The sequence below is a fragment of the Brevundimonas sp. genome, from assembly GCF_027487935.1.
Lineage (GTDB): Bacteria > Pseudomonadota > Alphaproteobacteria > Caulobacterales > Caulobacteraceae > Brevundimonas.
The window spans coordinates 48,447-70,197 of sequence record NZ_JAIYCP010000033.1 but is presented as its reverse complement, the minus strand read 5'-3'; the positions used below and the strand labels follow the sequence as shown (position 1 = coordinate 70,197).

Here is a 21,751-nt window from a genome sequence, read left to right as displayed (position 1 = left end):
TGGCAAAGGCGGCACAGGCAGGAACGCTCATGCCCGTAGCCGATGGACCGCCGTTCTGGCGGGCCCTCGGTGATCTGATCCGGCTGGTCGGTCGATCAAACGCGCCCCACCTGCGGCTGCGCCTGATCGCGGCCATCGGCATGACCCTCGCCGGCAAGGGGCTGGGGGTGCTGGGCCCGCTGGTCCTGGGTGCGGCGGTCAACCATCTCGCGGCAGGGCAGGGGACAGCGGTCGCTGTCGGCCTCGGCTTCGCCGGCTTTGCTGTGGGCTGGGCCTTTGTCCGACTGTTGTCGGCGATCGCCCCGAACGCCTCGGATGTGGTGTTCGCGCCGGTGCGGGCAGCCGCCCAGCGTCGGGCGGCGACCGAGACGTTCGCCCATGCCCTCAGTCTTTCACTGGATTTTCACCAGACCAAACGGTCCGGGTCGCTTTCACGGACCATGGACCGGGGGTCGCGAGCGGTAGACTTCCTGCTGCGTATCCTGGCGTTCAACCTGATCCCGACCGGCGTCGAACTGGTGCTGGCGGCGGGCGTTCTGGCCGGACGGTATGACTGGCGGTTCGGCGCGGTCGCGGTGGTGGTGGTCGTCGTCTACGCCGCCTCGACCTTCGCCCTGGCCAACTGGCGACTGGAGCACCGGCGCGAAATGAATGCCGCCGACACCGAGGCTGCGGGCGTCTCGGTGGATGCCCTGCTCAACTATGAGACGGTCAAGTCGTTCGGGGCCGAGGCCCGGGCCGCCGGTGCCTATGACCGGGCGCTGGACGACTACACACGCGCCGCCCTGAAGGCCAACAGCTCTCTGGCCATGCTGAACGTCATGCAGGCGGTCATCATGAACATCGGTCTTGCCGTGATGGCCGTGATGGCCGGGTTCGAGGCCGCAGCGGGCCGGATGGGTCCGGGCGACGTGATGGCCGCCGTGCTCATCATGATCTCCCTCTATGCCCCGTTGAACATTCTCGGCTTCGCCTATCGGGAAATCCGCCAGTCCTTCATCGACATGGAGGAGATGCTGAAGGTCACGCGTCAGACGCCCCAGGTCGCTGATGCACCGGATGCCTTGCCCTTGCCCCATCCAGCGGACGCCCGCGGGGCGGCCCTGGCCTTTGAGGGGGTCGGTTTTCGTCACGACTCCCGGGCCAACGGCCTCCGGGATGTCAGCTTCATGGCACCTCCGGGCACCACGACCGCCCTGGTCGGGCCGTCCGGGTCCGGCAAGTCGACCATTGTGAAACTGGCCCTGCGGCTGCTGGATCCCAAGGAAGGCCGGGTGCTCATCGATGGCCTGGACGCGCGGGCCGTGACCCAGACGTCCCTGCGCGCCGCCGTCGCCCTCGTGCCGCAGGATGTGGCGCTGTTCAACGACAGCATTCGCGCCAACATCGGCTTCGCCCGCCCGGACGCTGACGAGGCCGCCATCTGGGCAGCGGCCGAGGCTGCGGAACTGGCCAGTTTCATCCGGGAACTGCCCGAGGGAATGGAAACCCGAGTCGGGGAGCGCGGACTCAAGCTCTCTGGCGGCGAGCGCCAACGGGTTGGCATCGCCCGCGCCCTTCTGGCCGACCCCTGTATCCTCATCCTCGATGAGGCCACCAGCGCGCTCGACAGCCGGACGGAGGCGGCCATCCAGAAGACGCTGCGCAAGGCGCGGGCGGGCCGAACCACGCTGGTCGTGGCCCATCGCCTGTCGACGATCGCCGACGCAGACCAGATCCTGGTCCTCAAGGCGGGGCAGATCGTGGAACGCGGAGCCCATCACGAGTTGGTGGCGCGTCTGGGCGGAGAATATGCGGCCCTGTGGCGCAAACAGACGCGCGGAGCCCGGACCGAGCGTCAACCGGTCTGAGCCAGCTTCCGCTGTACGACCTCGTTGAGACTGTCGAGGATATGCGCGCGCTCCAGTGCGGCTTCCGGAGGCAGGGCCTGCAGGAGCCTCAGGGAGCGTGCGTGGACGGTGACGATGCGCCAGTCGAAAGGCTGTTCCGGATCGAGGACTCCGATCAGGTCGCAAAGGCCGGAGGCGGCGCGGCACAGGTCGAAAAGCTCGAAGGGCCCCGCCGCATCGATCAGGCTCGTGGCCTCCCGGTAGACCTGCTCCCGCCGCTCCGACGTGTCTCCCGGCCCCGTCGGTTCCGGGATTGCCTCCAGGGCACTGATACTCGCCTCGATCACCTGCAGCGCCTGCTCGCGCATCGTCTCCAGGTTGGCGCGCGCCCGGGCAATGGCGGTGCCGACACTGATGCCGCCCGGTGTGTTGATCATGGTCGCAAGGTTCGACTTGCGAACAGCGTGTGTGATGACACTCAAGCGGCCTCTCCCTCAGCCAGGCTGGCGGCTTCTGCGGCTTTCGCGGCTTCCAGTTCCCGCTTCCGGATCATGTCGGCGCGACGTTCCTCGCCCAGTCCCAACGTTTTTCGAAACCGGCGATCAGGCCCGAAATAGTCCCCAACCTCGAGGAAGGGGCGAGTGTCTCGTGCCACCCAGATGATCCGCTCAAGCAGGGTGGTGGCGGAGAAAGGCTTGGTGATGATGAAACTGGCACCGCAGTCCCGGGCCTCTGCCACGCGCGGACGACGGATATGGGCAGCCGTCATGATCACCGGCACGAAAGCATTGGGTTCGAGCCCCGAACGGCGCAACCAGCGAACCAGTTCAAAACCGTCCATGCCGGGCATTTCGCAGTCGACCAGGAGCAGATCGATGGTGTGCTCCTTGAGGATCTCCTTTGCCTCGGCCGCGCTCAGACAGGCGTGTCGGGCCCGGACGCCGAACGCCATGAGGGCCTGGCCGGTCAGGTCGAGGGCGAAGGCTGAGTCGTCGACGACCATGGTCACCGCGCCGCTCAGATTGACCGACGCGCTCTCGCGCAGCTTTTCGCCGATCGCGCTCACTTAGGGGGACGAGCCGCTGAGGGGTAACGACGGTTATACATACCAGCCGTTATTGCAGCTTCCGGTAGAGGAAAGATTAATGGATGGACCGGACCAAAAACGACCGAATCAGCCGGCCCGACCGATGGCGTAGAACCGGTCCGACCGGGCCTTGCGCAGCTGGGCCGGGGTAAGGGCTGACAGGGTCGCCAGTTCCTCGGCAAGGACATTGCCGACGGCGGCGACAGCGGCGGCGCGGTCGGCATGGGCCCCGCCGACGGGTTCAGGAATGATCCGGTCGACGATCTTCAGTTCGAGGAGGTCGGGGGCGGTGATCTTCATGGCCATGGCGGCGTCCCGCGCCCGGGCCCCGTCCCGCCAGAGGATTCCGGCTGCCCCCTCGGGCGAGATGACCGAATAGATCGAATGCTCCAGCATCAGCACCCGGCCTGCGGCGGCAATGGCGATGGCCCCGCCGGAGCCGCCTTCGCCGGTGATGGTGGCGATGGAGGGCACGCCCAGGGTCAGGCAGCGTTCGGTCGAGCGGGCGATGGCCTCGGCCTGGCCGCGCTCCTCGGCCCCCAGGCCCGGATAGGCCCCCGCTGTGTCGACGAAGGTCAGGACCGGCAGGCCATACTGTTCGGCCAGGTCCATCAGGCGGACGGCCTTGCGGTAGCCCTCGGGCCGGGCCATGCCGAAATTGTGAACGACACGGGTCTGGGTGTCGTGGCCCTTCTCATGGCCCATCAGGACCACGGGCGCGCCGCGGAAGCGCGCCAGGCCGCCGAGGATGGCCTGATCGTCGCCGAACTGGCGGTCACCCTTCAGCTCGACGAAATCGGTGAACAGGCCTTCGACATAGTCCACGAAATGGGGCCGCTGCGGATGACGCGCCACCTGGGTCTTCATCCAGGGATCAAGGCTGGCGTAGGTCTTCTTCCTCAGCTGCTCAGCCTTCTTGCGCAACTGCTCGACCTCGGCGTCGAACGAGCCGGAGGTCGAGGAGAGCAGATTCAGCTCCTCGATCTTCGCCTCCAGATCGGCGATCGGCTTTTCAAACTCGAGGTAGTGCACGGCCATAAGGCATCCGGAACAGGCGCGCCGCGTGGCGCATCGGAAGGCGGCGGAACCTAGTCAGGTCAGCGCCCGGGAGCAAGCGACGGTTCACTCCTCCCGCGCCAGCGGATGTTTGTCACGCACCACCCGGGCCAGACGGTCGGTGGCGACGTGGGTGTAGATCTGGGTCGTAGAGATATCGGCGTGGCCCAGCAGGGTCTGGACCACCCGAAGGTCGGCTCCGCCTTCCAGCAGGTGGGTGGCGAAGGCGTGGCGCAGGACGTGGGGGCTGACCCGGGCGGGGTCGATGCCGGCGTCGAGAGCGGCCTGGTCCAGCAGCTGGGCGAAGCGGCGGGGGGTGAGATGGCCCTTGGCCGAGGCCGAGGGGAACAGCCAGGGGCTGTCCGGGGTCTTTTCCGGCCGCGCAGCGTCACGGGCGATCAGCCAGACCTTCACCGCCTCGCGGGCGGAGGCGTTCAGCGGGGCCAGCCGTTCCTTGCCGCCCTTGCCGCGCACGATCAGGAAGGCGGGGTCGCGCCGTACGGCCTCGACCCTGAGTCCCAGCAACTCCGACACCCGCAGGCCCGAGGCATAGGCCAGCTCCACCAGAGCCACCAGCCGCAGCCCGGCGGCTCCGTCATGGGTCGCAGCGGTGGCCAACAGCCGTTCCACTTCGTCGCCGCTGAGCGTCCTTGGAAGGCTGCGCCCCTGTTTCGGGGCATCTAGCCGTCGCGAGGGGTCATCGGCCCGCCAGCCCTCGCCCAGGGCGAACCGGTAGAACTGCCGCACCGCCGAGCGCCGTCGCGCCTGGGTGGCCGGGGACAGGCCACGCCGTCCGAGGTCTGCATACCAGGCCTCGATCCCCGCCTCGTCGCCGCCCATCAGGCCACCGTCGATCCCGGCCTCCGCATCGGCCAGATCGCGGCCGTAGGCGGACAGGGTATGGGGCGAAGCATCGCGCTCCACCGCCATCATCTCGAGAAAGGCCTCGACCTGCGGCGTGCTCATGCGCGTGGGCGCTTTGCGACAGCTGCGCTTGGTGTAGAGGGTGGTGGGGTCATGCCGTGCCTGCCGCCGCCCGTTCCGTCGACATCCAGCGGCCTCGCAAGAGGCCGGCGATGAGTCCTGACGAACCGATTCCCGTACATGAACGCACCATAGCGCTGGTCGGGCTGATGGGGGTGGGCAAATCGACGGTCGGACGCCGGCTGGCCAAGCGGCTGGGCCTGCCCTTCGCCGACGGCGACAGCGAGATCGAGGCGGCGGCGAAAATGACCGTGTCTGACATCTTTGCCCAGCTCGGCGAGGCCGGGTTCCGGGCCGGAGAAGCGCGGGTACTGAAGCGTCTCCTGCACGCCCCCCGTATGGTGTTGGCGACGGGCGGCGGGGCCGTATTGAACCCTGAGACAAGGAAAGAGCTGAAGGCGCGGGCGATCACCGTCTGGATGCGCGCCGACCTTGAAACCGTCGCCGCCAGGGTCCAGCGACGGGATACCCGCCCGCTGTTGCGCGGCCGGGATCCTTTGGAGGCGTTGACGGCCATGGCCGAGGTTCGCAATCCCTACTACGCGACCGCAGATTTGACGGTTGATGTCAGCAGCGGTGCCCATGCCGAGGCCGTGGAAAGCATCATGCGGGCCCTGGCAGCCCATGGGGCCGGGGTGGCGGCATGAGCGAGACTATCCGCGTCTCCGGCGGCGGTTTCCAACCCTATGACGTCGTCATCGGGCGCGGGCTGATCGCGCAACTGGGCACCCGGGTCGCAGGCCTGGCTCAGGGGCGGACGGTCATCGTCACGGACGAGACGGTCGCTGCCCTGCATGGTCCGGCGGTTCTGGCGGGGCTGGAGGCGGCCGGGGTCCGGGCACGGCTGCTGACCGTGCCGCCCGGTGAGGCGTCGAAATCCTTCGCCCAACTGGAACATGTGATCGACCGGCTTCTGGCCTTCGGCCTCGATCGGCGCGACCTGATCGTGTCGCTCGGCGGCGGGGTGGTCGGCGACCTGGCCGGGCTGGCGGCGGCGCTCTACATGCGCGGGATCGATTTCGTTCAGGTGCCGACCACACTGCTGGCGCAGGTGGATTCCTCGGTCGGGGGCAAGACGGCGATCGATACCCCACGCGGCAAGAACCTGGTCGGTGCGTTTCACCAGCCGCGGCTCGTCGTTGCTGACATTGACCTGCTGGCTACCCTGCCGCCGGATCAGCTGCGATCCGGCTGGGCCGAGGTGCTGAAACACGGCCTGATCTGCGATGCGGCCTTCTTCGACTGGCTGGCGGGTGAAGGTTCTGCCGGGGCCGGTGGTGATCCTGCTGCCCTGACCCGTGCGGTGGTGCGGTCGGTCGAGATCAAGAGCACCATCGTCGGCGAGGACGAGAAGGAGGCCGGGCGACGGGCCCTGCTGAATCTCGGCCATACCTTCGGCCATGCCATTGAGGCCGAGCTGGGATTTGACGAGGCCCGGATCACGCATGGTGGGGCCGTCGCCCTCGGCTGCGTTATGGCCTTCCGCTTTTCTGCCGCCGCCGGATTTTGCGATGAACGCGTCGCGGATCGGGTCAAACAGGTGATCGCCGCCGCCGGCCTGCCCGTGCGGCTGGCGGACGCGGGGAGCTTCACGGCTGAAGCGCTGCTCGACCGTATGGCCGGCGACAAGAAGGTCGAGGGCGGCCGGCTGACCCTGATCCTCGCCCGGGCGATCGGCGATACCTTCGTCGAACGCAATGTCGACCGGGCTGCCATTGGGGCGTTTCTGAAGACCGAAGGCGCGGCGTGAGCCGGTCCGCCATGCGCCTGGACGCCGTGCCGCTCGAGAACCGGTTCGTGCGACTGGAGCCCCTTGCACCGACGCTGGAAGACGAGGTGCGCGCCGCCCTCGATTGCGATCCGGCCTCCTGGGACATCATGGTCGCCGCCGCCTATGGGCCGTATTTCGACGACTGGTGGCATGCGGCGCTCAGGGCCATGGCACAGGGCACGCGGATCGCCTGGGCCGTCCGGCGGATGGACGATGGCGCGGTTGTTGGGACGACCAGCCTCTATGAGATCAGGCCCGACTATCGCCGCTGCGAGGTCGGCTCAACCTTCTACCGGCCGGAGGCGAGGGGCGGGCCGGTCAATCCGTCGTGCAAACGGTTGTTGCTGGGCCACGCCTTTGACGGCGGTGCCGTGCGGGTCGAGATCCTCACCGACGCAATCAACCCCGGGAGCCAGGCCGCGATCCGCAAGCTGGGGGCGCGGGACGAAGGGGTGCTGCGCAAGCACAAGATCACCTTCAAGGGTCGGGTCCGCGACACGGCCCAGTTCGCCATCCTCGACGATGACTGGCCCGGGGTCCGGGCCCGGCTGGATGCACGACTGGCAGCGTTCGGCTGATCCACGCGCCGTCTGCGCTAACCGGCCTCGGGCGTCGCTGTTCCCTTGCGTCGGACGCGGAAGAAGGTGCGCAGCAGGTCTCCGCCCTCAGCGGCCAGGACCCCGCCCTCGAACACAGGCTTCCAGTGGCAGGTCGGCTGTTCGAAGAATCGCGGGCCATGCGCCACCGCCCCGCCCTTGGGATCGTCGGCCCCCCAGACCACGCGGCCGATGCGGGCGTGGCTGATGGCCCCGGCGCACATCGCGCAGGGCTCAAGCGTCACATAGAGGGTCAGGCCGGTGAGGCGATAGTTTCCAAGTTTCGAGGCCGCAGCGCGCAGGGCGACAATCTCGGCATGGGCGGTCGGGTCATGGGCTCCGATGGGGCCGTTGCGACCCTCGGCGACGACCTCGCCGGTCGATTCATCGACGATCACGCAGCCCACAGGAGTCTCTCCCGCGTCTGCCGCCGCTTGCGCACATGCCAAGGCCATGTGCATGAACCGCTCATCATGGCCAGCCATCCCCGAGACAACGACAAGAAGCCGCGCCCGCGTCAAGACGACAGCCGCGACGGTCCCCGCAAACCCTACGTGAAGCGCGTCGAGAGCAGCGATGATCGTGGCCCGCCCAAGGGCGGAAAACCTTTCGGCAAACCCGGCGGCAAGCCCTTCGCCAGGGACGGCAAGCCCGCCCCGAAAGCCGACGACGGTCCGAAGCGTAGCGAACGGATCGCCAAGGCCATGGCCCGGGCCGGTATCGCCTCGCGCCGCGAGGTCGAGCGGCTGATCGGCCTGGGCAAGGTCGCCGTGAACGGCAAGATCCTCGATACCCCCGCGACCCTGGTCACCCGCGACGATGTCATCACGGTCGACGGCAAGCCGATCGGCTCGGCCGAGGCGACCCGCGTCTGGCGCTATCACAAGCCGGCCGGACTGGTGACCTCGCACAATGATCCCGGCGGACGGCCGACCGTGTTCGACGCCCTGCCGAGCGGCCTGCCGCGCGTGATCTCGGTCGGTCGACTCGACCTGAACACCGAGGGCCTGCTGCTGCTGACCAATGACGGGGAACTCAGCCGCGCGCTGGAACTGCCGTCGACCGAACTGGTCCGCCAGTACCGGGCCCGGGCCCGGGGCCGGGTCAGCCAGCTGCAGCTTGATTCGCTCAAGGACGGCGTCACCGTCGACGGCATCCGCTACGGCCCGATCGAGGCCACGCTGGACAAGGCCAAGGAGACCGAGGGCAACACCCCCGCCAATCTCTGGATCAGCGTCTCCATAACCGAGGGCAAGAACCGCGAGGTCCGCAAGGTCCTGGAGCATCTGGGTCTGACCGTGAACCGGCTGATCCGCCTCGCCTACGGCCCGTTCCAGCTCGGGACCCTGCCGGTCGGCTCGGTCGAGGAAGTCGGCCCGCGCGTGATCCGGGAGATGCTGGCTGACCATATCCGGCCTGAGAACCTGCCGACGGGGAACACGGTCTCGACGCCTGCGCCGGTTCCGGGGCGCCGCACCTCGGCTCCGATCAGGAAGGGGACCTCGGGCTCGGCCATCTCCGATCCGTCGCGCAAGCCCAGCCGGGTCCGCGCCGCCGGAGCCGCCGCCGATGCTGCCGCCGACCGGGCAGCCCGCCCGCAGAAAAAGCCTGGCTGGGCGAAGGCGACGCCGAAATTCGAACATCCGAAAAAGAATTTCACCCCTCGCGCCCGGCCCGAAGGTGCGGAGGCCGCGGGCGAACGCCCCAAACGCGTGTTCAAGCCCCGCGAGGACCAGTTCATCGACCGCCCCCGCGGCAACGCCCGCACCGGCACCCGGCCGGCGGCCCGGTCTGACGACCGGCCCGGCGACAAGGGCGGTCCCAAGCGTCCGTTTGCGGCCAAGCCCGGTGGCTCTCCGTTCAAGGGCAAGCCCGGCGGCGGATCACGGAGCGGGCCGCGCCGGTAGTCGGTCAGCGGGGTCGACGTAGCGCCGGGCGACACGTTCGATCATGATGACCATGACCACTGTGGTCAGGACTTCCGGGGCGAGGTCAATCCATGCCGACTCCCGACTGACCGTGGCTTGTGAGAACGGCTCCCAGAACAATGCGATCCCCAGATTGTTGGCCAGGTGGGCGCCGACGGCGAACTCCAGTCCGCCGAGCCGCAGCGCCGCCCAGGTCCAGATGCCGCCGGAGAGCGCTCGCGCCACGAAGGAGACAGGGTCGGGGTCCATGTGGATGGCCGAGAATACAACGCCATTGATGAGGCACAGGACGAGCGGGCGACGGGTGACGAGCCCGGTCAGCCGCAACAGCACGCCCCGACAGACGACTTCCTCCGCGGCCGCGGCGACGAGAAGGCCGACGATCATCGCCAGCACATAGGTCAGTCGCGTGTGGTCGAGATACAGCGGGTCGAGGACAGGCGGAGCCCATTCGCTGCCCATCGCCAGATAGATGGGTATCGAGATGATGAAGATGCAGGCCATGGCCAGAAAGCCGGCGCCGAGTTGTCCGGCGTCAAAACGTCGCCCGGGCCACAGGAAGTCCCTGATTGGCCGACGATAGGTCAGGGCGGCCGCCAGCAGAATGCCGAGAGCCATAGCGCCCAGAATGGCCCCAAGCACCAGAACCTGGAGGCTCTCGTCGATCAGGCGCAAGGGGCCGTCGGGCAGGGGTTCCAGGCTAACGAGCTGATCGCGCAAGCCGGGAATGCCGGCGATTGCGACGCCGACCGCAAGAGCCAGCACCATCACGAGCAAGGCGGCCAGGAAGATAAAGCTCCCCAGCCTCCGCCAGGGGTGCGTCACAGTCATGCCGGTGATGAGTGGGGATCGCGCCGCCGCTGCAAGGGTAGCGTCGAGTTGCGAGCGGAATGGTTGAACCATGGTGCCAACGTTGCATTCGCGGCCCGTTCCGGTCCAGAGGCTTTTCCATGAGAATCGTCGCTGGAAACCTGAAGGGCCGGACCATTACTACGCCGGAGGGGCAGGGCACGCGCCCGACCTCGGATCGGGCGCGGCAGGCCGTGTTCAATGTGCTGGAACACGCCGCCTGGGCCGAGCCGCTCGAGGGTATGCGGGTGATGGACCTTTACGCCGGCTCAGGTGCCCTCGGGTTCGAGGCCATCAGTCGCGGCGCGGCCTTCGCCCTGTTTGTCGAGACCGATGAGGAGGCGCGCGGAGCCATCCGCGAGAATGCCGACGCCTATGGGGTCATGGGCCGCTCGCGGGTGCACCGGCGCAGCGCCATCGATCTGGGCAGCCGGCCGGGTTCTGACGGGGAGGCCTTCGATCTGGCCTTCCTTGATCCGCCTTACCGCAAAGGGTTGGGCGAACAGACCCTGGCGCGGCTGCTCGAGGGCGGCTGGCTGAAGCCGGGCGCTCTGGTGGTGTTCGAGCGCGGTTCTGACGAGCCGGAAATCGACACGCCCGGCTATCAGCGGCTGGATGCGCGCAACTATGGGGCCGCAAGGGTCCTGTTCCTCAGGGCAGGGTCAGCGGAGGGGTAAGGTCCGGGTGGCGGGTCCGGTGTGCGCCGGGACACACCCCGGGGCCAGAAACTCCGGTTTCACAAATTGACGATTGTTGGCGGCCCGGCCGGGCGGCAACATCACGATCGGCAACGGGTGGGGGTGCGGGATGTCGACGAGGCGTATGGGGCTGGGACCGGCGCTCATGATGGTTCTGTCGGCCGTCGTGATCATCCAGTCTGCGGCCCTCGCATGGATGATCCTGAGGGCTCCGGACCGGGAGGCGATCATGGCGGATCTGCGCTCGCGCCCGGTAGAGACGGTCGTCGATATGTGCCTGCCGGCAGAGGCCTAGCGCCGCCCGAACAGCTTCTCGAGGTCGGACAGCTTGAGCTCCACATAGGTCGGGCGGCCGTGGTTGCACTGGCCGGAGTGGGGGGTGGCCTCCATCTCGCGCAGCAGGGCGTTCATCTCGGGGCCAGACAGCACCCGGCCGGCCCGGACGCTGCCGTGACAGGCCATGGTGCCACAGACCTCACCCAGACGCTCTGACAGGGCCAGGGCTGCGCCATGCTCGGCCAGATCATCCGCGATATCGCGGATCAGACCCTGGACGTCGGTGTCGCCCAGCAGGGCGGGGGTCTCGCGCACCAGCACCGCGCCGGCGCCGAACGCCTCGACGATCAGCCCGAGCTCCGCCAGCTCGTCGGCGCGGGCCGAGACGCGCTCGGCCTCGGCGGGGTCCAGTTCGACGACCTCGGGGGTCAGCAGGGCCTGACGGGTGACCGCGCCGCGCGCCATCTGGACCTTCATCCGCTCATAGACGAGGCGTTCGTGGGCGGCATGCTGGTCGACCACGACGAGGCCGTCGCGGGTCTGGGCGACGATATAGGTGCCGTGCAGCTGGGCGCGGGCGGCCCCGAGGGGGAAGTCGACGGGGTCGTGGGCTTGGGGTGTGGGGTATGGGGTGTGGGGTGTGGGGGTGAAGCCCGGCTCGACGCGGGCGGATCGCTCGTTGAGGCCCGGAATGAGTTGGGCGGTCCGGGTCGCAGGCGCGGCCCAGCCCTGCCAGCCGCTGTAGCCGGGAGCGGCACGGTTGTCCCCCACACCCCATACCCCAGCCCCCACACCCTCGTGCGCGCGGAACCCCGCCAGCGCATCCGCCGCCACCGTGGTCGAGGCGCGGTGGCCGGCTGCGGCGAGCGCGTGGCGCAGGGCACCGACGATCAGGCCCCGCACCAGCGCCGGGTCGCGGAACCGCACCTCGGCCTTGGCCGGGTGGACGTTCACATCGACGTAGAGCGGGTCGATCTCGAGGAACAGCACCGCAGCCGGGTGACGGTCGCGGGCGAGGAAGTCGGCATAGGCCCCGCGCAGGGCCCCTTGCAGCAGCCTGTCCTTCACCGGACGGCCGTTGACGAACAGATACTGGTGGCCGGCATTGCCGCGCGAATAGGTCGGCAGGCCTGCGTAGCCGGTAAGGCGGACATTGTCCCGGGCCTGGTCGATCAGCAGGGCGTTGGCCTCGAAATCCCGGCCCAGAAGGGCGGCCAGGCGCTTCAGACGGCCTGCGTCGCCGGGGTGTTCGGCCGGCAGGCGAAGGGTGGTCTTGCCGTCCAGGTCGAGGGTGAAGGCGACTCCTTCATGGGCCATGGCCTGACGCTTGATCTCTTCCGAGATGGCCATGGCCTCGGACCGCTCGGACTTCATGAATTTCAGCCGGGCAGGGGTGGCGTAGAACAGGTCGCGGACCTCGACCCGGGCCCCGTGCGGGCCGGGGAAGCCGGCCGGCGCGACGGGCCGCTGGTCGCCGCCCTCGACGGTGATCTGGTGGGCGTCGCCACCCTCGCGGGGTCGGCTGGTAATCGTCAGCCGCGCGACCGAGCCGATCGACGGCAGGGCCTCGCCGCGGAAGCCGAGGGTCGAGATGCGCAGCAGGTCGACATCACCGGCGTCGTCGGCCTCCAGCTTGGAGGTGGCGTGGCGCTCGACCGCCAGGGCCAGCTGGTCCGCCGCCATGCCGTGCCCGTCGTCGGCGATCAGGATGCGCGTCAGCCCGCCGCCGTCCGCCTGGACCTCGATCCGCGTCGCGCCTGCGTCGAGTGCATTCTCGACCAGCTCCTTGATGGCGCTGGCCGGGCGTTCGACCACCTCGCCGGCGGCGATGCGGTTGACGGTTTCAGGGGGGAGGCGGCGGATGGGCATGGATTCGCAAGTATGGCGCGATCCGGCCCCGGCAAGAAGGCGATGTTGTGCGGGTTCGAACGGGAGGGCTGTCGCAGTCCTACCGGATCGGGGCGATCGACATCTTCAGCAGGTCGCCCGACTTGTCGCCGACCTCGATCAGGGCCATCCGGTCGCGCAGGAAGGTCAGCCGCGGAGCCGCGAGCTCGGTCTCGCCTCCCGCGAAATGCGCTTCCAGCATCATCTGCGCCTCATCGCCGTCGCCTTGCACCGCGAACAGGTTGGCGGAGAAGTCATAGGTGACACCGTTGACCGTGGCCGACGCCTCGACCGGCGCGCCCTCGACGATCTGGGTGACGGTCCAAAAGAGCGTGACACCGTTGCGGATGACCTCCAGGTCCAGCTGATAGCGTTGCAAGCTCGGCGTCGATGCGGTCGGCGGGGCCGCGGCGGGCGTCTGAGCGAGCGCGGGGGTCGCGAGAATCAGGGTTATCGCGACCAAGGCTGGGCGGATCATGGGTGACTCCGGAAAGGGCGTTGAATCTGGTACGTCGATTCCTGTTGTCCGAACACCAACGTCATCCCGACCGTTCCAACCCCGCGAGCGCTTCGTTGATGTCTCCGGCCTTCTTCGCCACCACAGCCTGGGCGTCATAGACGGCGCGATTGTAGAAGAACGGTCCAATCTCCCGACCCAGAAAATCGAGCAACATCTCCGCGGGCAGGGCAGCCAGCTCGATCTCCAGCTCGTCGCGGAAATAGGCCCGCAGCCTGGCCGTGATGTCGGCGGTTTCCTCGCGGCTGAACGGGATGGGTTTCATCTCAGCTCACCTCCGCCAGCGCCTCTTCCGCCGACACCCAGGCCGCTTCGGCTGCGTCGAGATCAAACTGGGTCTTCGCCCGCGCGCGGGTCAGGCCCTCAAGCGCCTTGGGGTTGCTGACCGAGGCATTGGCCATGTCGTCGTCAATGCGGGCGATCTCGGCGGTCAGCTGGGCCATCCGCTCCTCGGCCTTCTTGACCGCATGACGCAGGGTCGAGGGGGAAGGACCTGATTTTTTCTCGTTCTTCTTGCCCTTGTTGTTCTGAGCGGGCGCGGCGGTGCTTGCGACTGTCTCTTCCCTGATCTGGCTCGGCTTGACCGCAGCGGCCTTGGCGCGGTCGAGGACGAACTTGGCGTAGTCGTCCATGTCGCCGTCGAACGGCTTCACCGTGCCGTCGGCGGCCAGCCACAGGCGGTCGGCGACCATCTCCATCAGTGAACGGTCGTGGGTGATCAGGATGACGGCGCCGGAATAGTCGTTGAGCGCATCCAGCAGGGCCCGGCGGCTGTCGATGTCGAGGTGGTTGGTCGGTTCGTCGAGGATCAGGATGTGGGGCGCATCCATGGCCACCTGATTGAGCAGCAGGCGGGCGCGCTCGCCGCCGGACAGGCTGGCGACCGTGGTCTCCTGCTTCTCATAGCCCAGACCCCATTGCGCCAGTTTCGAGCGGCGGCTGCTCTCCGAGGCCTCGGGCATGGCGCGGCGGATGATCTCCAGCGGTGTGTCGGTCGGGTCCATGGCCTCGATCTGGTGCTGGTGGAACCAGCCGACGCGCATCTTGCGGTCTCGGTGCAGTTCGCCGTCCGAGACACTCAGCGCCCCGGCGATCATCTTGGCGAAGGTCGACTTGCCCGCGCCGTTGACGCCCAGCAGGCCGATGCGGTCGTCCAGATCCATGCGCAGGTTCAGATTGCGCAGGATCGGCCTGCCGGTCTCATAGCCGACGTTGGCCCGCTCCAGCCGGATCAGGGGCGGGGCCAGGGGGCGGGGCGGGGAGGGCAGGATGAAGGGGGCGACCCGCTCCTCGATGGTGGTGGCCACGGGCTGCATCTTGGCCAGCCGCTTCATGCGCGACTGGGCCTGGGCGGCCTTGGAGGCCTTGGCCTTGAAGCGGTCGACGAAGGCCTGGAGGTGGGCGCGTTCGGCGTCCTGCTTGGCCTTGGCCGACAGCTGCAGCCGGGCCTTTTCGGCACGGGCCTTTTCGAACTGGTCGTAGTTGCCCGTGTAGAGCGTCAGATTGCGGTTCGCGAGGTGCAGGATATGGGTGCAGACCTCGTTCAGCATCTCGCGGTCGTGGGAGATGATCAGGGCGGTGTGCGGGTATTTCTTGAGGCGGGCCTCAAGCCAGAGCGCACCTTCCAGGTCGAGATAGTTGGTCGGCTCGTCGAGCAGCAGCATGTCCGGCTCGGCGAACAGGGCGGCGGCCAGGGCCACCCGCATGCGCCAGCCGCCGGAGAATTCCGACATCGGCCGCGACTGGTTTTCATGGTCGAAGCCGAGGCCGACGAGGATTTCGGCGGCGCGGGCGGGAGCGGCGTCGGCGTCAATCTCGATCAGCCGGGTCCAGATCTCGCCCATCTCCTCAGGCTCGGCGGTTTCCAGTCGGCCGAGCAGGCTGTGGCGTTCCTCATCGGCCTCGAGGATGGTCTCGATCACGCTGACGGGGGTGGCCGGGTGTTCCTGGTCGACGGAACCGATGCGGGCTGTCCTTGGCAGGCTGATCTCGTCACCGCCGGCGGCCAGCTCTCCGAGGATCAGCTTGAACAGGGTCGATTTGCCGATGCCGTTGCGGCCCACCAGACCGACCTTGGCACCGGGCGGCAGGGAGACGGAGGCGTCCTCGAGGAATTTGCGGCCCCAGGCGTTGAAGGTCAGGTCGGTGATCTGGAGCATGGTCGGTCGTAATCTCGGGCGGCCCCTGGGGCATCGCGCTGCCTGGAGACGCGCGAAAGAGGCAAATTTGTGTGGCGGTTGGAAACCGGGGAGGGCGCCGCTATAAGCCCGCGACCTTCAATCTCCCAACAAGAAGTCACTCCCATGACCGAACGTACCTTCTCGATCATCAAGCCCGACGCCACGCGCCGCAACCTGACCGGGGCGATCAACGCCGTGATCGAGGGTGCCGGCCTGCGTATCGTGGCCCAACGCCGTGTGCATCTGACCGAAGCCCAGGCGAAGAAATTCTACGAAGTCCACGCCGAACGCCCCTTCTACGGTGAACTGGTCGGCCAGATGACCGCCGAGCCGGTCGTGGTGCAGGTGCTGGAAGGCCCGAACGCCGTCGCCGCCTATCGCGAAGTCATGGGCGCCACCAACCCCAAGGACGCCGCTGACGGCACCATCCGCAAGCTGTTCGCCCTGTCGATCGGCGAGAACTCGGTCCATGGTTCGGACAGCCTCGAGAACGCCGGCATCGAGATCGCCCAGTTCTTCACCGCCGACCAGATCGTCGGCTGATCCGGGCGAAAGCCTTGGACCTGCTGCGGCCGGATCGGAAACGATCCGGCCGTTTTCACATCCGGCTGTTGCTTGATCAAGAAATCGGCTTGAAGGGCCAAGGCCACACGGCATGAGGTTCCTTCGACCCGCCCGGTGGCGGCCGGCGATCAACAGGTCGCTGGATTCATGCCGCCCGGCGGGGAGGTCAGGGTCGACGGCAAAACCCGGCCAGAACTCGCGGGTAGAGGTCATGTTCTGCCGACAGTACCCGCCGGGCGAGGGTTGCCGGCGTGTCACCCGGCTGGATCGGCACCGCGGCCTGCCCCAGTACCCGGCCTTCGTCGACGCCCTCGGTGACCAGATGCACCGTGCAGCCGGCCTCGGCGTCGCCTGCCGCGATGGCGCGCGCATGGGTATCCAGCCCCGGATATCTCGGCAGCAGACTGGGGTGGATGTTGAGCATTCGCCCGGCCCATCGCCCGACAAGGAAGGGGGTCAGCAGGCGCATATAGCCGGCCAGGGCCACAACCTCGACGCCATGAGCATCCAATGCAGTCTGGATCGCCTGCTCATGGGCCGCCCGGTCCTTGCCGAAGGGGGCGTGGTCTACAACGGCTGTGGCGACGCCCTTGATTTCGGCAACGGCCAGACCGCCGGCCTCGGGCCTGTTGGACAGGACCAGAACCACCTCGAACGGTGCGCCGGGCTGACGGGCCGCGTCGATCAGGGCAGCCATGTTGGAGCCGGCCCCGGAGATCAGGACGGCCACGCGGGTGCGGCCCGTGGAGGTGTCGGGCACAGGTGACCTCACAGACAAGGGAAGACGTGGACCTTGCCGGGCGCGCCTCTGCCGGTCAACGGCCCGGCGCTTGCGCATCGCGGCGGCCTCGGAAACAGTGTGATGGTCGTTCCGGAGTTTCGTCCATGCTTGCTCTCGTCCTGGCCGCCACCATGATCACGGCGGCGGCTCCGCCCACCGACATGACCCGCAGCATTCTGACCGACGTCTGTCTGCCCTATGTGACCGGCGAGACCAGCGACACCGTCGCGCTGGAGTTTCTCGGCTTTGTCGAGACCCCCGCTCCGGAGGCCGATACCCGCACCTTCCAGAGCGAGGATGAGGCCTATCTGTTGCGCCTGACGACCGAGGGCAGCCTTGCCGACGGCAATCTCAACCGGGTCTGCGTGATCCAGGCGCGCCGCGGCGGATTCGACGGGGCGAGGGCGTCGATCCTGCCGGTCATGCGTGAGGGAGGCTTTGCTCCGGAGGCAGGACTGCCTGCCAACCGTCCCATCTGGACGAAGGCCGGGGTCACGGTCTCGCTGAGACAGAACCCCGGGGCCGCGGCGCTGGTCCGGGTGACCTTCAGCAGTCTCGACGCCGAAGGCTATTAGGCGGCTTCCAGCTGGCCGCAGACGAAGGCGACCTCGCCCGCTTCCAGCAGCGCGGCCAGCACCGGCTCGGCATTCTCCGGTGCCACGATCAGGATGAAGCCGATGCCGCAGTTGAAGGTGCGGCGCAGTTCGTGATCCGAGATGCCGCCGACCTCGCCCAGCCACTGGAAGACGTGCGGCACAGGCCAGGCGTTCCAGTCGAAGGACGCCTGAAGGCCTTCGGCGATACAGCGCGGCGGGTTCTCGATCAGGCCGCCGCCGGTGATGTGGGCCGCGCCCTTGACCAGACCGGCCTTCATCAGCGGCAGGACCGGCTTCACATAGATACGGGTCGGTTCCATCAGGGCCTGCGCCAGCGTCCGGTCACGGGCGAAGGGCGCATCATCGCCCCACGACAGGCCCGACTTTTCGACCACCTTGCGGATCAGGGAATAGCCGTTCGAGTGGGGCCCCGAGGAGGCGAGACCGATGATGATGTCGCCCGCGGCCTGACGGTCCAGATACGGCAGGGCATGGCCGCGCTCGACGGCCCCCAGCGAAAAGCCCGCCAGATCGTAGTCGCCGCCGGCATACATGCCGGGCATTTCGGCCGTCTCGCCGCCGACGAGGGCGCAGCCGGCCTGACGGCAGCCCTCGGCGATTCCGGCCACGACGCGCCGGGCGGCGTCGATCTCGAGCTTGCCGGTGGCATAATAGTCGAGGAACAGCAGCGGTTCGGCACCCTGCGCCAGGAGGTCGTTGACGCACATGGCGACCAGATCGACCCCGACGCCGTCATGCCGCCCGGTCTCGATGGCGATTTTCAGCTTGGTGCCGACGCCGTCCGTGGTGGCGACGATCAGCGGATCCTCGAATCCGGCCGCCTTGAGATCGAACAAGGCACCGAATCCCCCGAGCGAGGCCTCCGCACCGGGACGGCGGGTCGACTTCGCCAGCGGCTTGATGGCGTCCACCAGCATCTCGCCGGCGTCGATATCCACCCCCGCATCGGCATAGGTGAGGCCGTTGTGCAGGCTGTCGGAGGTGTCGCTCATCGGTCACGGGCCTGAATCAGTGGGCGGATTTGTGCGGCGGGTCTTGCCACAACCACGTCGCGCGGGGCTATAGCATCCGAATGACGCCCATCACCACCACCGAGGCGCTTCGCGCATTCTGTCAGCGCCTGGCCGACCAGCCCTTCATCACCGTCGACACCGAGTTCATGCGGGAGACGACCTATTGGCCGCGGCTGTGCCTGATTCAGGCCGCGTCGGCCACGGATGCAGCCATCATCGACCCGATGGCGGACGGGCTGGATCTGGAGCCCTTCCTCGACCTGCTGCGCGATCCGAAGATCATCAAGGTCTTCCACGCCGCGCGTCAGGACACGGAGATCTTCGTCAAGCTCGGTGCCATGCCGAAGCCGATGTTCGACACCCAGGTGGCGGCCATGGCCGCCGGCTTCGGCGATCAGGTCTCGTATGAGGCGCTGGTGCGCCAGATGTTGAAGCAGGAGGTCGACAAGGGCAGCCGTTTCACTGACTGGGCCCGTCGTCCGCTGTCGGAGGCCCAGCTGGTCTATGCGCTCGGCGACGTCACCCATCTGGCCGCCCTCTATCCCAAACTGCGCGACCGGCTGCAGAAGGAGGGCCGTCTGGACTGGGTCATGTCCGAGATGGAGAGCCTGACCGATCCGGACCTCTATGACACCGATCCGGAAAAGGCCTGGAAGCGGCTCAAGCCGAAGAAGTTCAGCGCCCGATACCTCTCAGCCTTCGTCGCCACGGCGGTCTGGCGCGAGCGCACCGCCCAGGAACGCGACCAGCCGCGCGGCCGAATCCTCAAGGACGAGGCGATCGACGAGATCGCGGCCCAGGGGCCGACCGATCCCGACGCCTTCAACCGCCTGCGTTCCGTGCCCAAGGGATTCGGTGCCTCGCGTCTCGGGCTGGAGCTGTCGGCCGAGCTGAAGCGGGTGTTGGCCGACCCCGAGGCCTTTGCACCCAAGCTGGACCGCCCGGCCCACAACCAGCCGGCTCCGCCGTCCGTGGTCGAATTGCTCAAGGTTCTGCTCAAGGCCAAGAGCGACAACGCCGGGGTGGCGACCAAACTGCTGGCCAATGTCGCCGACCTCGAGAAGATCGCCCTCGACGACGAGGCCGACGTCGACGCCCTCAAGGGCTGGCGCCGCCAGCTGTTCGGCGAGGACGCGCTCAAGCTCAAACGCGGCGAGATCGCCCTGGTCCTGAACGGCGCCCGGGTCGAGGTCGTGGAGATCGAGTAGGGACCGGGGCTTGGGGCTTGGGGCATAGGGCATAGGGCATAGGGCATAGGGCTTAGGTCCCAGCGAGACCTCACCAAGCCCTAAGCCCTAAGCCCTAAGACCTTCCATCAGCCCACCGTCGCCTTGAGGATCTTGCCCGGCGAACGCGGCGGCTCGCCCTTGGGCAGGGCGTCGACGTGCTCCATGCCCTCGATGACCTCGCCCCAGACGGTGTACTGGCCGTCGAGGAAGGAGGCGTCGTCCAGGCAGATGAAGAACTGGCTGTTGGCGCTGTTGGGGTCCTGGGTGCGGGCCATGGAGCAGACGCCGCGGGCGTGGCGCTCTTTCGAGAATTCGGCCTTCAGGTTCGGCTTCTTCGAGCCCGAGGTGCCCGTGCCGGTCGGATCGCCGCCCTGGGCCATGAAGCCGGCGATGACGCGGTGGAAGACCACGCCGTCATAGAAGCCTTCGCTGGCCAGTTCGGTGATACGGGCGACATGGCCGGGGGCCAGGTCGGGACGAAGCTTGATGATCACGTCGCGGTCGGCGCCGTCGCCGGTGTCGAGTGAAAAGGTCAGGGTCTGATCGGCCATCGGCGCGCTCCTTTTTGAATTGTCGCGGGTCCATAGCCCGCAAACCCGCTGACGGCTATGTGGATGCGATGACTGACGAAGAAAAGCCCGCAGAGCGCAGACGGATGGTGCGCCCGCCCTCGGGCGGCACCGCCGCCGGCCGCGGCATGGGCACCAAGATGAAGACGGCGGACACCAAGTCGATGTCCAGCCAGCAATGGATCAAGCGCCAGCTGTCCGACAAATGGTCCGAGCGCGCGCGCGCCGAGGGCTGGCGCAGCCGCGCGGCCTTCAAACTGCTGGAGATCGACGACCGGTTTCACCTGATCCGGCAGGGAAGCCGGGTCATCGACCTGGGTGCCGCGCCGGGCGGCTGGGCCCAGGTGGCGGTCAAGCGGGGGGCGATCTCGGTGGTCGGCGTCGACCTGCTGCCGGTCGAGCCGGTGCCGGGCGCGATCATGATCCAGGCCGACTTCACCCATCCGGGGGTCGATCAGCAGATGATGGAGCTGCTGGGCGGCGCGCCGGACCTGGTCCTGTCCGACATGGCCCACAACACGGTCGGCCATCGCCAGACGGATCACCTGAAGATCATCGCCCTGATCGAGATCGCCGCCGACTTCGCCATCCGCACGCTGAAGCCCGGCGGCCATTTCGTGTCGAAGAATTTCCAGGGCGGCGACGCCGGCGGGGTGCTGGCCCGGCTGCGCGCCGAGTTCGAGACGGTGAAGTACGTCAAGCCGGAGTCGAGCCGAAAGGACAGCGCCGAGGTGTTTCTCGTGGCGATGAACCGGCGCTAGGCCGAGGCCATGTCCGCCGCCCGCGCGGCCTTCTTCGCTTCGATCCGGCTCCAGATGCGGTCGTGGACGGTGAAGAACACCGTCTGCACCAGCGGCTCGATCAGGCCGATGGCGAGGGACACGCGCCAGTCGCGGGTCAGGGCGAAGGCGACGGTCACAGCGACGACGAAATGCATCAGGCCGTAGGTGACGGACTTGGCCGCGACCTGTTTCAGGGAGCGGGGCAGGGCATGGCTATGGCCGGCGTGGCCATGGGCACGGGTCTGTTCCTCGGGGGCCATGATCTGCAGACGGGCGGTGAAGGCCTCGGACGCCTCTTCCAGCCCCGATAGCATCCGACGGTGTTCGATCCGGTGCCACACGCGGTCGTGGATGGAATAGGCGATGGTCTGGAAGAAGGGCTCCACCAGCCCCACCGCCAGGGCCACCCGCCAGTCGCGCGTGACGGCGAAGGCCACCAGGACGGCGACCACCAGGTGCATCACGCCATAGCTCGCGATCTTGAGCGCGAGGCGGCGGGCCGTGTTGATGAAAAGTCGGACCATGGGTCGCCCAGATG

General features: G+C 67.9%; 25 protein-coding genes. 11 read left to right on the top strand and 14 right to left on the bottom strand.

The window, feature by feature from the left end:
- The first annotated feature begins 29 nt into the window (after positions 1-29).
- Positions 30-1,850: an ABC transporter ATP-binding protein/permease gene (locus tag Q0053_RS12365; RefSeq protein WP_298100597.1), complete on the top strand. Its 1,821-nt coding sequence runs from the start codon at positions 30-32 to the stop codon at positions 1,848-1,850.
- Here the strand turns inward: Q0053_RS12365 and Q0053_RS12360 are convergent.
- From Q0053_RS12360 to Q0053_RS12345, 4 genes are all read right to left on the bottom strand, one after another.
- Positions 1,838-2,311 carry a chemotaxis protein CheE gene (locus tag Q0053_RS12360; RefSeq protein ID WP_298100595.1) on the bottom strand — a complete coding sequence of 158 codons (474 nt, stop codon included), beginning with the start codon at positions 2,309-2,311 and terminating at the stop codon, positions 1,838-1,840. The two genes, Q0053_RS12365 and Q0053_RS12360, sit on opposite strands and share 13 nt — an antisense overlap.
- A complete protein-coding gene (locus Q0053_RS12355) occupies positions 2,308-2,895 on the bottom strand; it encodes a response regulator (RefSeq protein ID WP_298100593.1) in 588 nt (195 codons plus the stop codon). Before Q0053_RS12355 ends, Q0053_RS12360 begins: the two co-directional genes overlap by 4 nt.
- Positions 2,896-3,003: 108 nt before the next feature.
- The gene (locus tag Q0053_RS12350; protein WP_298100591.1) at positions 3,004-3,954 is read right to left on the bottom strand and encodes an acetyl-CoA carboxylase carboxyltransferase subunit alpha; all 951 of its coding nucleotides are present in this window, start codon (positions 3,952-3,954) and stop codon (positions 3,004-3,006) included.
- Positions 3,955-4,038: 84 nt separating this feature from the next.
- Positions 4,039-4,938, bottom strand: a complete 900-nt coding sequence (locus Q0053_RS12345; RefSeq protein ID WP_298100589.1) for a site-specific tyrosine recombinase XerD — start codon at positions 4,936-4,938, stop codon at positions 4,039-4,041.
- Positions 4,939-5,048: 110 nt separating this feature from the next.
- Here Q0053_RS12345 and Q0053_RS12340 point away from each other — a divergent pair, with 110 nt between their 5' ends.
- From Q0053_RS12340 to Q0053_RS12330, 3 genes are read left to right on the top strand one after another with little or no spacing between them, the layout of a single operon-like run.
- Complete coding sequence (locus Q0053_RS12340) at positions 5,049-5,603, top strand: shikimate kinase (RefSeq protein ID WP_298100587.1); 555 nt, start codon at positions 5,049-5,051, stop codon at positions 5,601-5,603.
- A complete protein-coding gene (gene aroB / locus Q0053_RS12335; protein ID WP_298100585.1) occupies positions 5,600-6,706 on the top strand; it encodes a 3-dehydroquinate synthase in 1,107 nt (368 codons plus the stop codon). Before Q0053_RS12340 ends, aroB begins: the two co-directional genes overlap by 4 nt.
- A gap of 11 nt (positions 6,707-6,717) precedes the next feature.
- Positions 6,718-7,305, top strand: a complete 588-nt coding sequence (locus tag Q0053_RS12330; RefSeq protein ID WP_298100815.1) for a GNAT family protein — start codon at positions 6,718-6,720, stop codon at positions 7,303-7,305.
- Positions 7,306-7,322: 17 nt separating this feature from the next.
- Here the strand turns inward: Q0053_RS12330 and tadA are convergent, their stop codons facing one another.
- Positions 7,323-7,808: a tRNA adenosine(34) deaminase TadA gene (gene tadA, locus Q0053_RS12325; RefSeq protein ID WP_298100583.1), complete on the bottom strand. Its 486-nt coding sequence runs from the start codon at positions 7,806-7,808 to the stop codon at positions 7,323-7,325.
- Between tadA and Q0053_RS12320 the strand changes: the two genes are divergently transcribed.
- Positions 7,797-9,230 (top strand): pseudouridine synthase, encoded by a 1,434-nt coding sequence (locus Q0053_RS12320; protein ID WP_298100581.1) that lies wholly within the window; start codon positions 7,797-7,799, stop codon positions 9,228-9,230. The two genes, tadA and Q0053_RS12320, sit on opposite strands and share 12 nt — an antisense overlap.
- Here Q0053_RS12320 and Q0053_RS12315 read toward each other — a convergent pair.
- Positions 9,207-10,082, bottom strand: coding sequence for a CPBP family intramembrane glutamic endopeptidase (locus Q0053_RS12315; RefSeq protein ID WP_298100579.1), 876 nt, complete (start codon positions 10,080-10,082; stop codon positions 9,207-9,209). The two genes, Q0053_RS12320 and Q0053_RS12315, sit on opposite strands and share 24 nt — an antisense overlap.
- Positions 10,083-10,201: 119 nt before the next feature.
- Between Q0053_RS12315 and rsmD the strand changes: the two genes are divergently transcribed.
- Both rsmD and Q0053_RS12305 read left to right on the top strand, forming a co-directional pair.
- Positions 10,202-10,777: a 16S rRNA (guanine(966)-N(2))-methyltransferase RsmD gene (rsmD, locus tag Q0053_RS12310; protein WP_298100577.1), complete on the top strand. Its 576-nt coding sequence runs from the start codon at positions 10,202-10,204 to the stop codon at positions 10,775-10,777.
- A 130-nt stretch (positions 10,778-10,907) separates the two neighbouring features.
- Complete coding sequence (locus Q0053_RS12305; RefSeq protein WP_298100575.1) at positions 10,908-11,093, top strand: hypothetical protein; 186 nt, start codon at positions 10,908-10,910, stop codon at positions 11,091-11,093.
- Here Q0053_RS12305 and mutL read toward each other — a convergent pair.
- From mutL to Q0053_RS12285, 4 genes are all read right to left on the bottom strand, one after another.
- Positions 11,090-12,943, bottom strand: coding sequence for a DNA mismatch repair endonuclease MutL (gene mutL, locus Q0053_RS12300; protein ID WP_298100573.1), 1,854 nt, complete (start codon positions 12,941-12,943; stop codon positions 11,090-11,092). The genes Q0053_RS12305 and mutL overlap by 4 nt on opposite strands.
- Positions 12,944-13,022: 79 nt before the next feature.
- The gene (locus Q0053_RS12295; RefSeq protein ID WP_298100570.1) at positions 13,023-13,439 is read right to left on the bottom strand and encodes a hypothetical protein; all 417 of its coding nucleotides are present in this window, start codon (positions 13,437-13,439) and stop codon (positions 13,023-13,025) included.
- 61 nt (positions 13,440-13,500) lie between these two features.
- Positions 13,501-13,743 (bottom strand): DUF2164 domain-containing protein, encoded by a 243-nt coding sequence (locus tag Q0053_RS12290; RefSeq protein ID WP_298100568.1) that lies wholly within the window; start codon positions 13,741-13,743, stop codon positions 13,501-13,503.
- Between the two features lies 1 nt (position 13,744).
- On the bottom strand, positions 13,745-15,637 hold the full coding sequence (locus Q0053_RS12285; RefSeq protein WP_298100566.1) for an ABC-F family ATP-binding cassette domain-containing protein: 1,893 nt from the start codon (positions 15,635-15,637) through the stop codon (positions 13,745-13,747).
- Positions 15,638-15,781: 144 nt separating this feature from the next.
- Between Q0053_RS12285 and ndk the strand changes: the two genes are divergently transcribed.
- Entirely contained in the window at positions 15,782-16,201 is a 420-nt protein-coding gene (gene ndk, locus Q0053_RS12280) for a nucleoside-diphosphate kinase (RefSeq protein ID WP_298100564.1), read from the top strand.
- Between the two features lie 187 nt (positions 16,202-16,388).
- Here ndk and purN read toward each other — a convergent pair whose 3' ends face one another.
- Entirely contained in the window at positions 16,389-16,982 is a 594-nt protein-coding gene (gene purN / locus Q0053_RS12275) for a phosphoribosylglycinamide formyltransferase (RefSeq protein WP_298100563.1), read from the bottom strand.
- A 125-nt stretch (positions 16,983-17,107) separates the two neighbouring features.
- Between purN and Q0053_RS12270 the strand changes: the two genes are divergently transcribed.
- A complete protein-coding gene (locus tag Q0053_RS12270; RefSeq protein ID WP_298100561.1) occupies positions 17,108-17,578 on the top strand; it encodes a hypothetical protein in 471 nt (156 codons plus the stop codon).
- On the opposite strand, the gene purM is transcribed toward Q0053_RS12270, so the two are convergent.
- Complete coding sequence (gene purM / locus Q0053_RS12265; protein ID WP_298100559.1) at positions 17,575-18,612, bottom strand: phosphoribosylformylglycinamidine cyclo-ligase; 1,038 nt, start codon at positions 18,610-18,612, stop codon at positions 17,575-17,577. The genes Q0053_RS12270 and purM overlap by 4 nt on opposite strands.
- 80 nt (positions 18,613-18,692) lie before the next feature.
- Between purM and rnd the strand changes: the two genes are divergently transcribed.
- Entirely contained in the window at positions 18,693-19,841 is a 1,149-nt protein-coding gene (rnd, locus tag Q0053_RS12260; protein ID WP_298100557.1) for a ribonuclease D, read from the top strand.
- 107 nt (positions 19,842-19,948) lie between these two features.
- Here rnd and Q0053_RS12255 read toward each other — a convergent pair whose 3' ends face one another.
- Positions 19,949-20,413 (bottom strand): peptidylprolyl isomerase, encoded by a 465-nt coding sequence (locus tag Q0053_RS12255; RefSeq protein WP_298100555.1) that lies wholly within the window; start codon positions 20,411-20,413, stop codon positions 19,949-19,951.
- 68 nt (positions 20,414-20,481) lie between these two features.
- On the opposite strand from Q0053_RS12255, the gene Q0053_RS12250 reads away from it, so the two are divergent.
- Positions 20,482-21,192 (top strand): RlmE family RNA methyltransferase, encoded by a 711-nt coding sequence (locus tag Q0053_RS12250; RefSeq protein WP_298100553.1) that lies wholly within the window; start codon positions 20,482-20,484, stop codon positions 21,190-21,192.
- Here the strand turns inward: Q0053_RS12250 and Q0053_RS12245 are convergent.
- A complete protein-coding gene (locus tag Q0053_RS12245) occupies positions 21,189-21,737 on the bottom strand; it encodes a DUF2061 domain-containing protein (protein ID WP_298100550.1) in 549 nt (182 codons plus the stop codon). The genes Q0053_RS12250 and Q0053_RS12245 overlap by 4 nt on opposite strands.
- Positions 21,738-21,751 lie beyond the last annotated feature (14 nt).

Bases quoted from the DNA above. Each gene is read 5' to 3' on its own strand.
- Q0053_RS12365 (WP_298100597.1), top strand. From the start codon at position 30: ATGCCCGTAGCCGATGGACCGCCGTTCTGGCGGGCCCTCGGTGATCTG.
- Q0053_RS12350 (WP_298100591.1), bottom strand. From the start codon at position 3,954: ATGGCCGTGCACTACCTCGAGTTTGAAAAGCCGATCGCCGATCTGGAG.
- Q0053_RS12345 (WP_298100589.1), bottom strand. From the start codon at position 4,938: ATGAGCACGCCGCAGGTCGAGGCCTTTCTCGAGATGATGGCGGTGGAG.
- Q0053_RS12340 (WP_298100587.1), top strand. From the start codon at position 5,049: ATGAGTCCTGACGAACCGATTCCCGTACATGAACGCACCATAGCGCTG.
- aroB (WP_298100585.1), top strand. From the start codon at position 5,600: ATGAGCGAGACTATCCGCGTCTCCGGCGGCGGTTTCCAACCCTATGAC.
- Q0053_RS12330 (WP_298100815.1), top strand. From the start codon at position 6,718: ATGCGCCTGGACGCCGTGCCGCTCGAGAACCGGTTCGTGCGACTGGAG.
- Q0053_RS12320 (WP_298100581.1), top strand. From the start codon at position 7,797: ATGGCCAGCCATCCCCGAGACAACGACAAGAAGCCGCGCCCGCGTCAA.
- tadA (WP_298100583.1), bottom strand. From the start codon at position 7,808: ATGGCTGGCCATGATGAGCGGTTCATGCACATGGCCTTGGCATGTGCG.
- Q0053_RS12315 (WP_298100579.1), bottom strand. From the start codon at position 10,082: ATGACTGTGACGCACCCCTGGCGGAGGCTGGGGAGCTTTATCTTCCTG.
- rsmD (WP_298100577.1), top strand. From the start codon at position 10,202: ATGAGAATCGTCGCTGGAAACCTGAAGGGCCGGACCATTACTACGCCG.
- Q0053_RS12305 (WP_298100575.1), top strand. From the start codon at position 10,908: ATGTCGACGAGGCGTATGGGGCTGGGACCGGCGCTCATGATGGTTCTG.
- mutL (WP_298100573.1), bottom strand. From the start codon at position 12,943: ATGCCCATCCGCCGCCTCCCCCCTGAAACCGTCAACCGCATCGCCGCC.
- Q0053_RS12295 (WP_298100570.1), bottom strand. From the start codon at position 13,439: ATGATCCGCCCAGCCTTGGTCGCGATAACCCTGATTCTCGCGACCCCC.
- Q0053_RS12290 (WP_298100568.1), bottom strand. From the start codon at position 13,743: ATGAAACCCATCCCGTTCAGCCGCGAGGAAACCGCCGACATCACGGCC.
- Q0053_RS12285 (WP_298100566.1), bottom strand. From the start codon at position 15,637: ATGCTCCAGATCACCGACCTGACCTTCAACGCCTGGGGCCGCAAATTC.
- ndk (WP_298100564.1), top strand. From the start codon at position 15,782: ATGACCGAACGTACCTTCTCGATCATCAAGCCCGACGCCACGCGCCGC.
- Q0053_RS12270 (WP_298100561.1), top strand. From the start codon at position 17,108: ATGCTTGCTCTCGTCCTGGCCGCCACCATGATCACGGCGGCGGCTCCG.
- purM (WP_298100559.1), bottom strand. From the start codon at position 18,612: ATGAGCGACACCTCCGACAGCCTGCACAACGGCCTCACCTATGCCGAT.
- rnd (WP_298100557.1), top strand. From the start codon at position 18,693: ATGACGCCCATCACCACCACCGAGGCGCTTCGCGCATTCTGTCAGCGC.
- Q0053_RS12255 (WP_298100555.1), bottom strand. From the start codon at position 20,413: ATGGCCGATCAGACCCTGACCTTTTCACTCGACACCGGCGACGGCGCC.
- Q0053_RS12250 (WP_298100553.1), top strand. From the start codon at position 20,482: ATGACTGACGAAGAAAAGCCCGCAGAGCGCAGACGGATGGTGCGCCCG.
- Q0053_RS12245 (WP_298100550.1), bottom strand. From the start codon at position 21,737: ATGGTCCGACTTTTCATCAACACGGCCCGCCGCCTCGCGCTCAAGATC.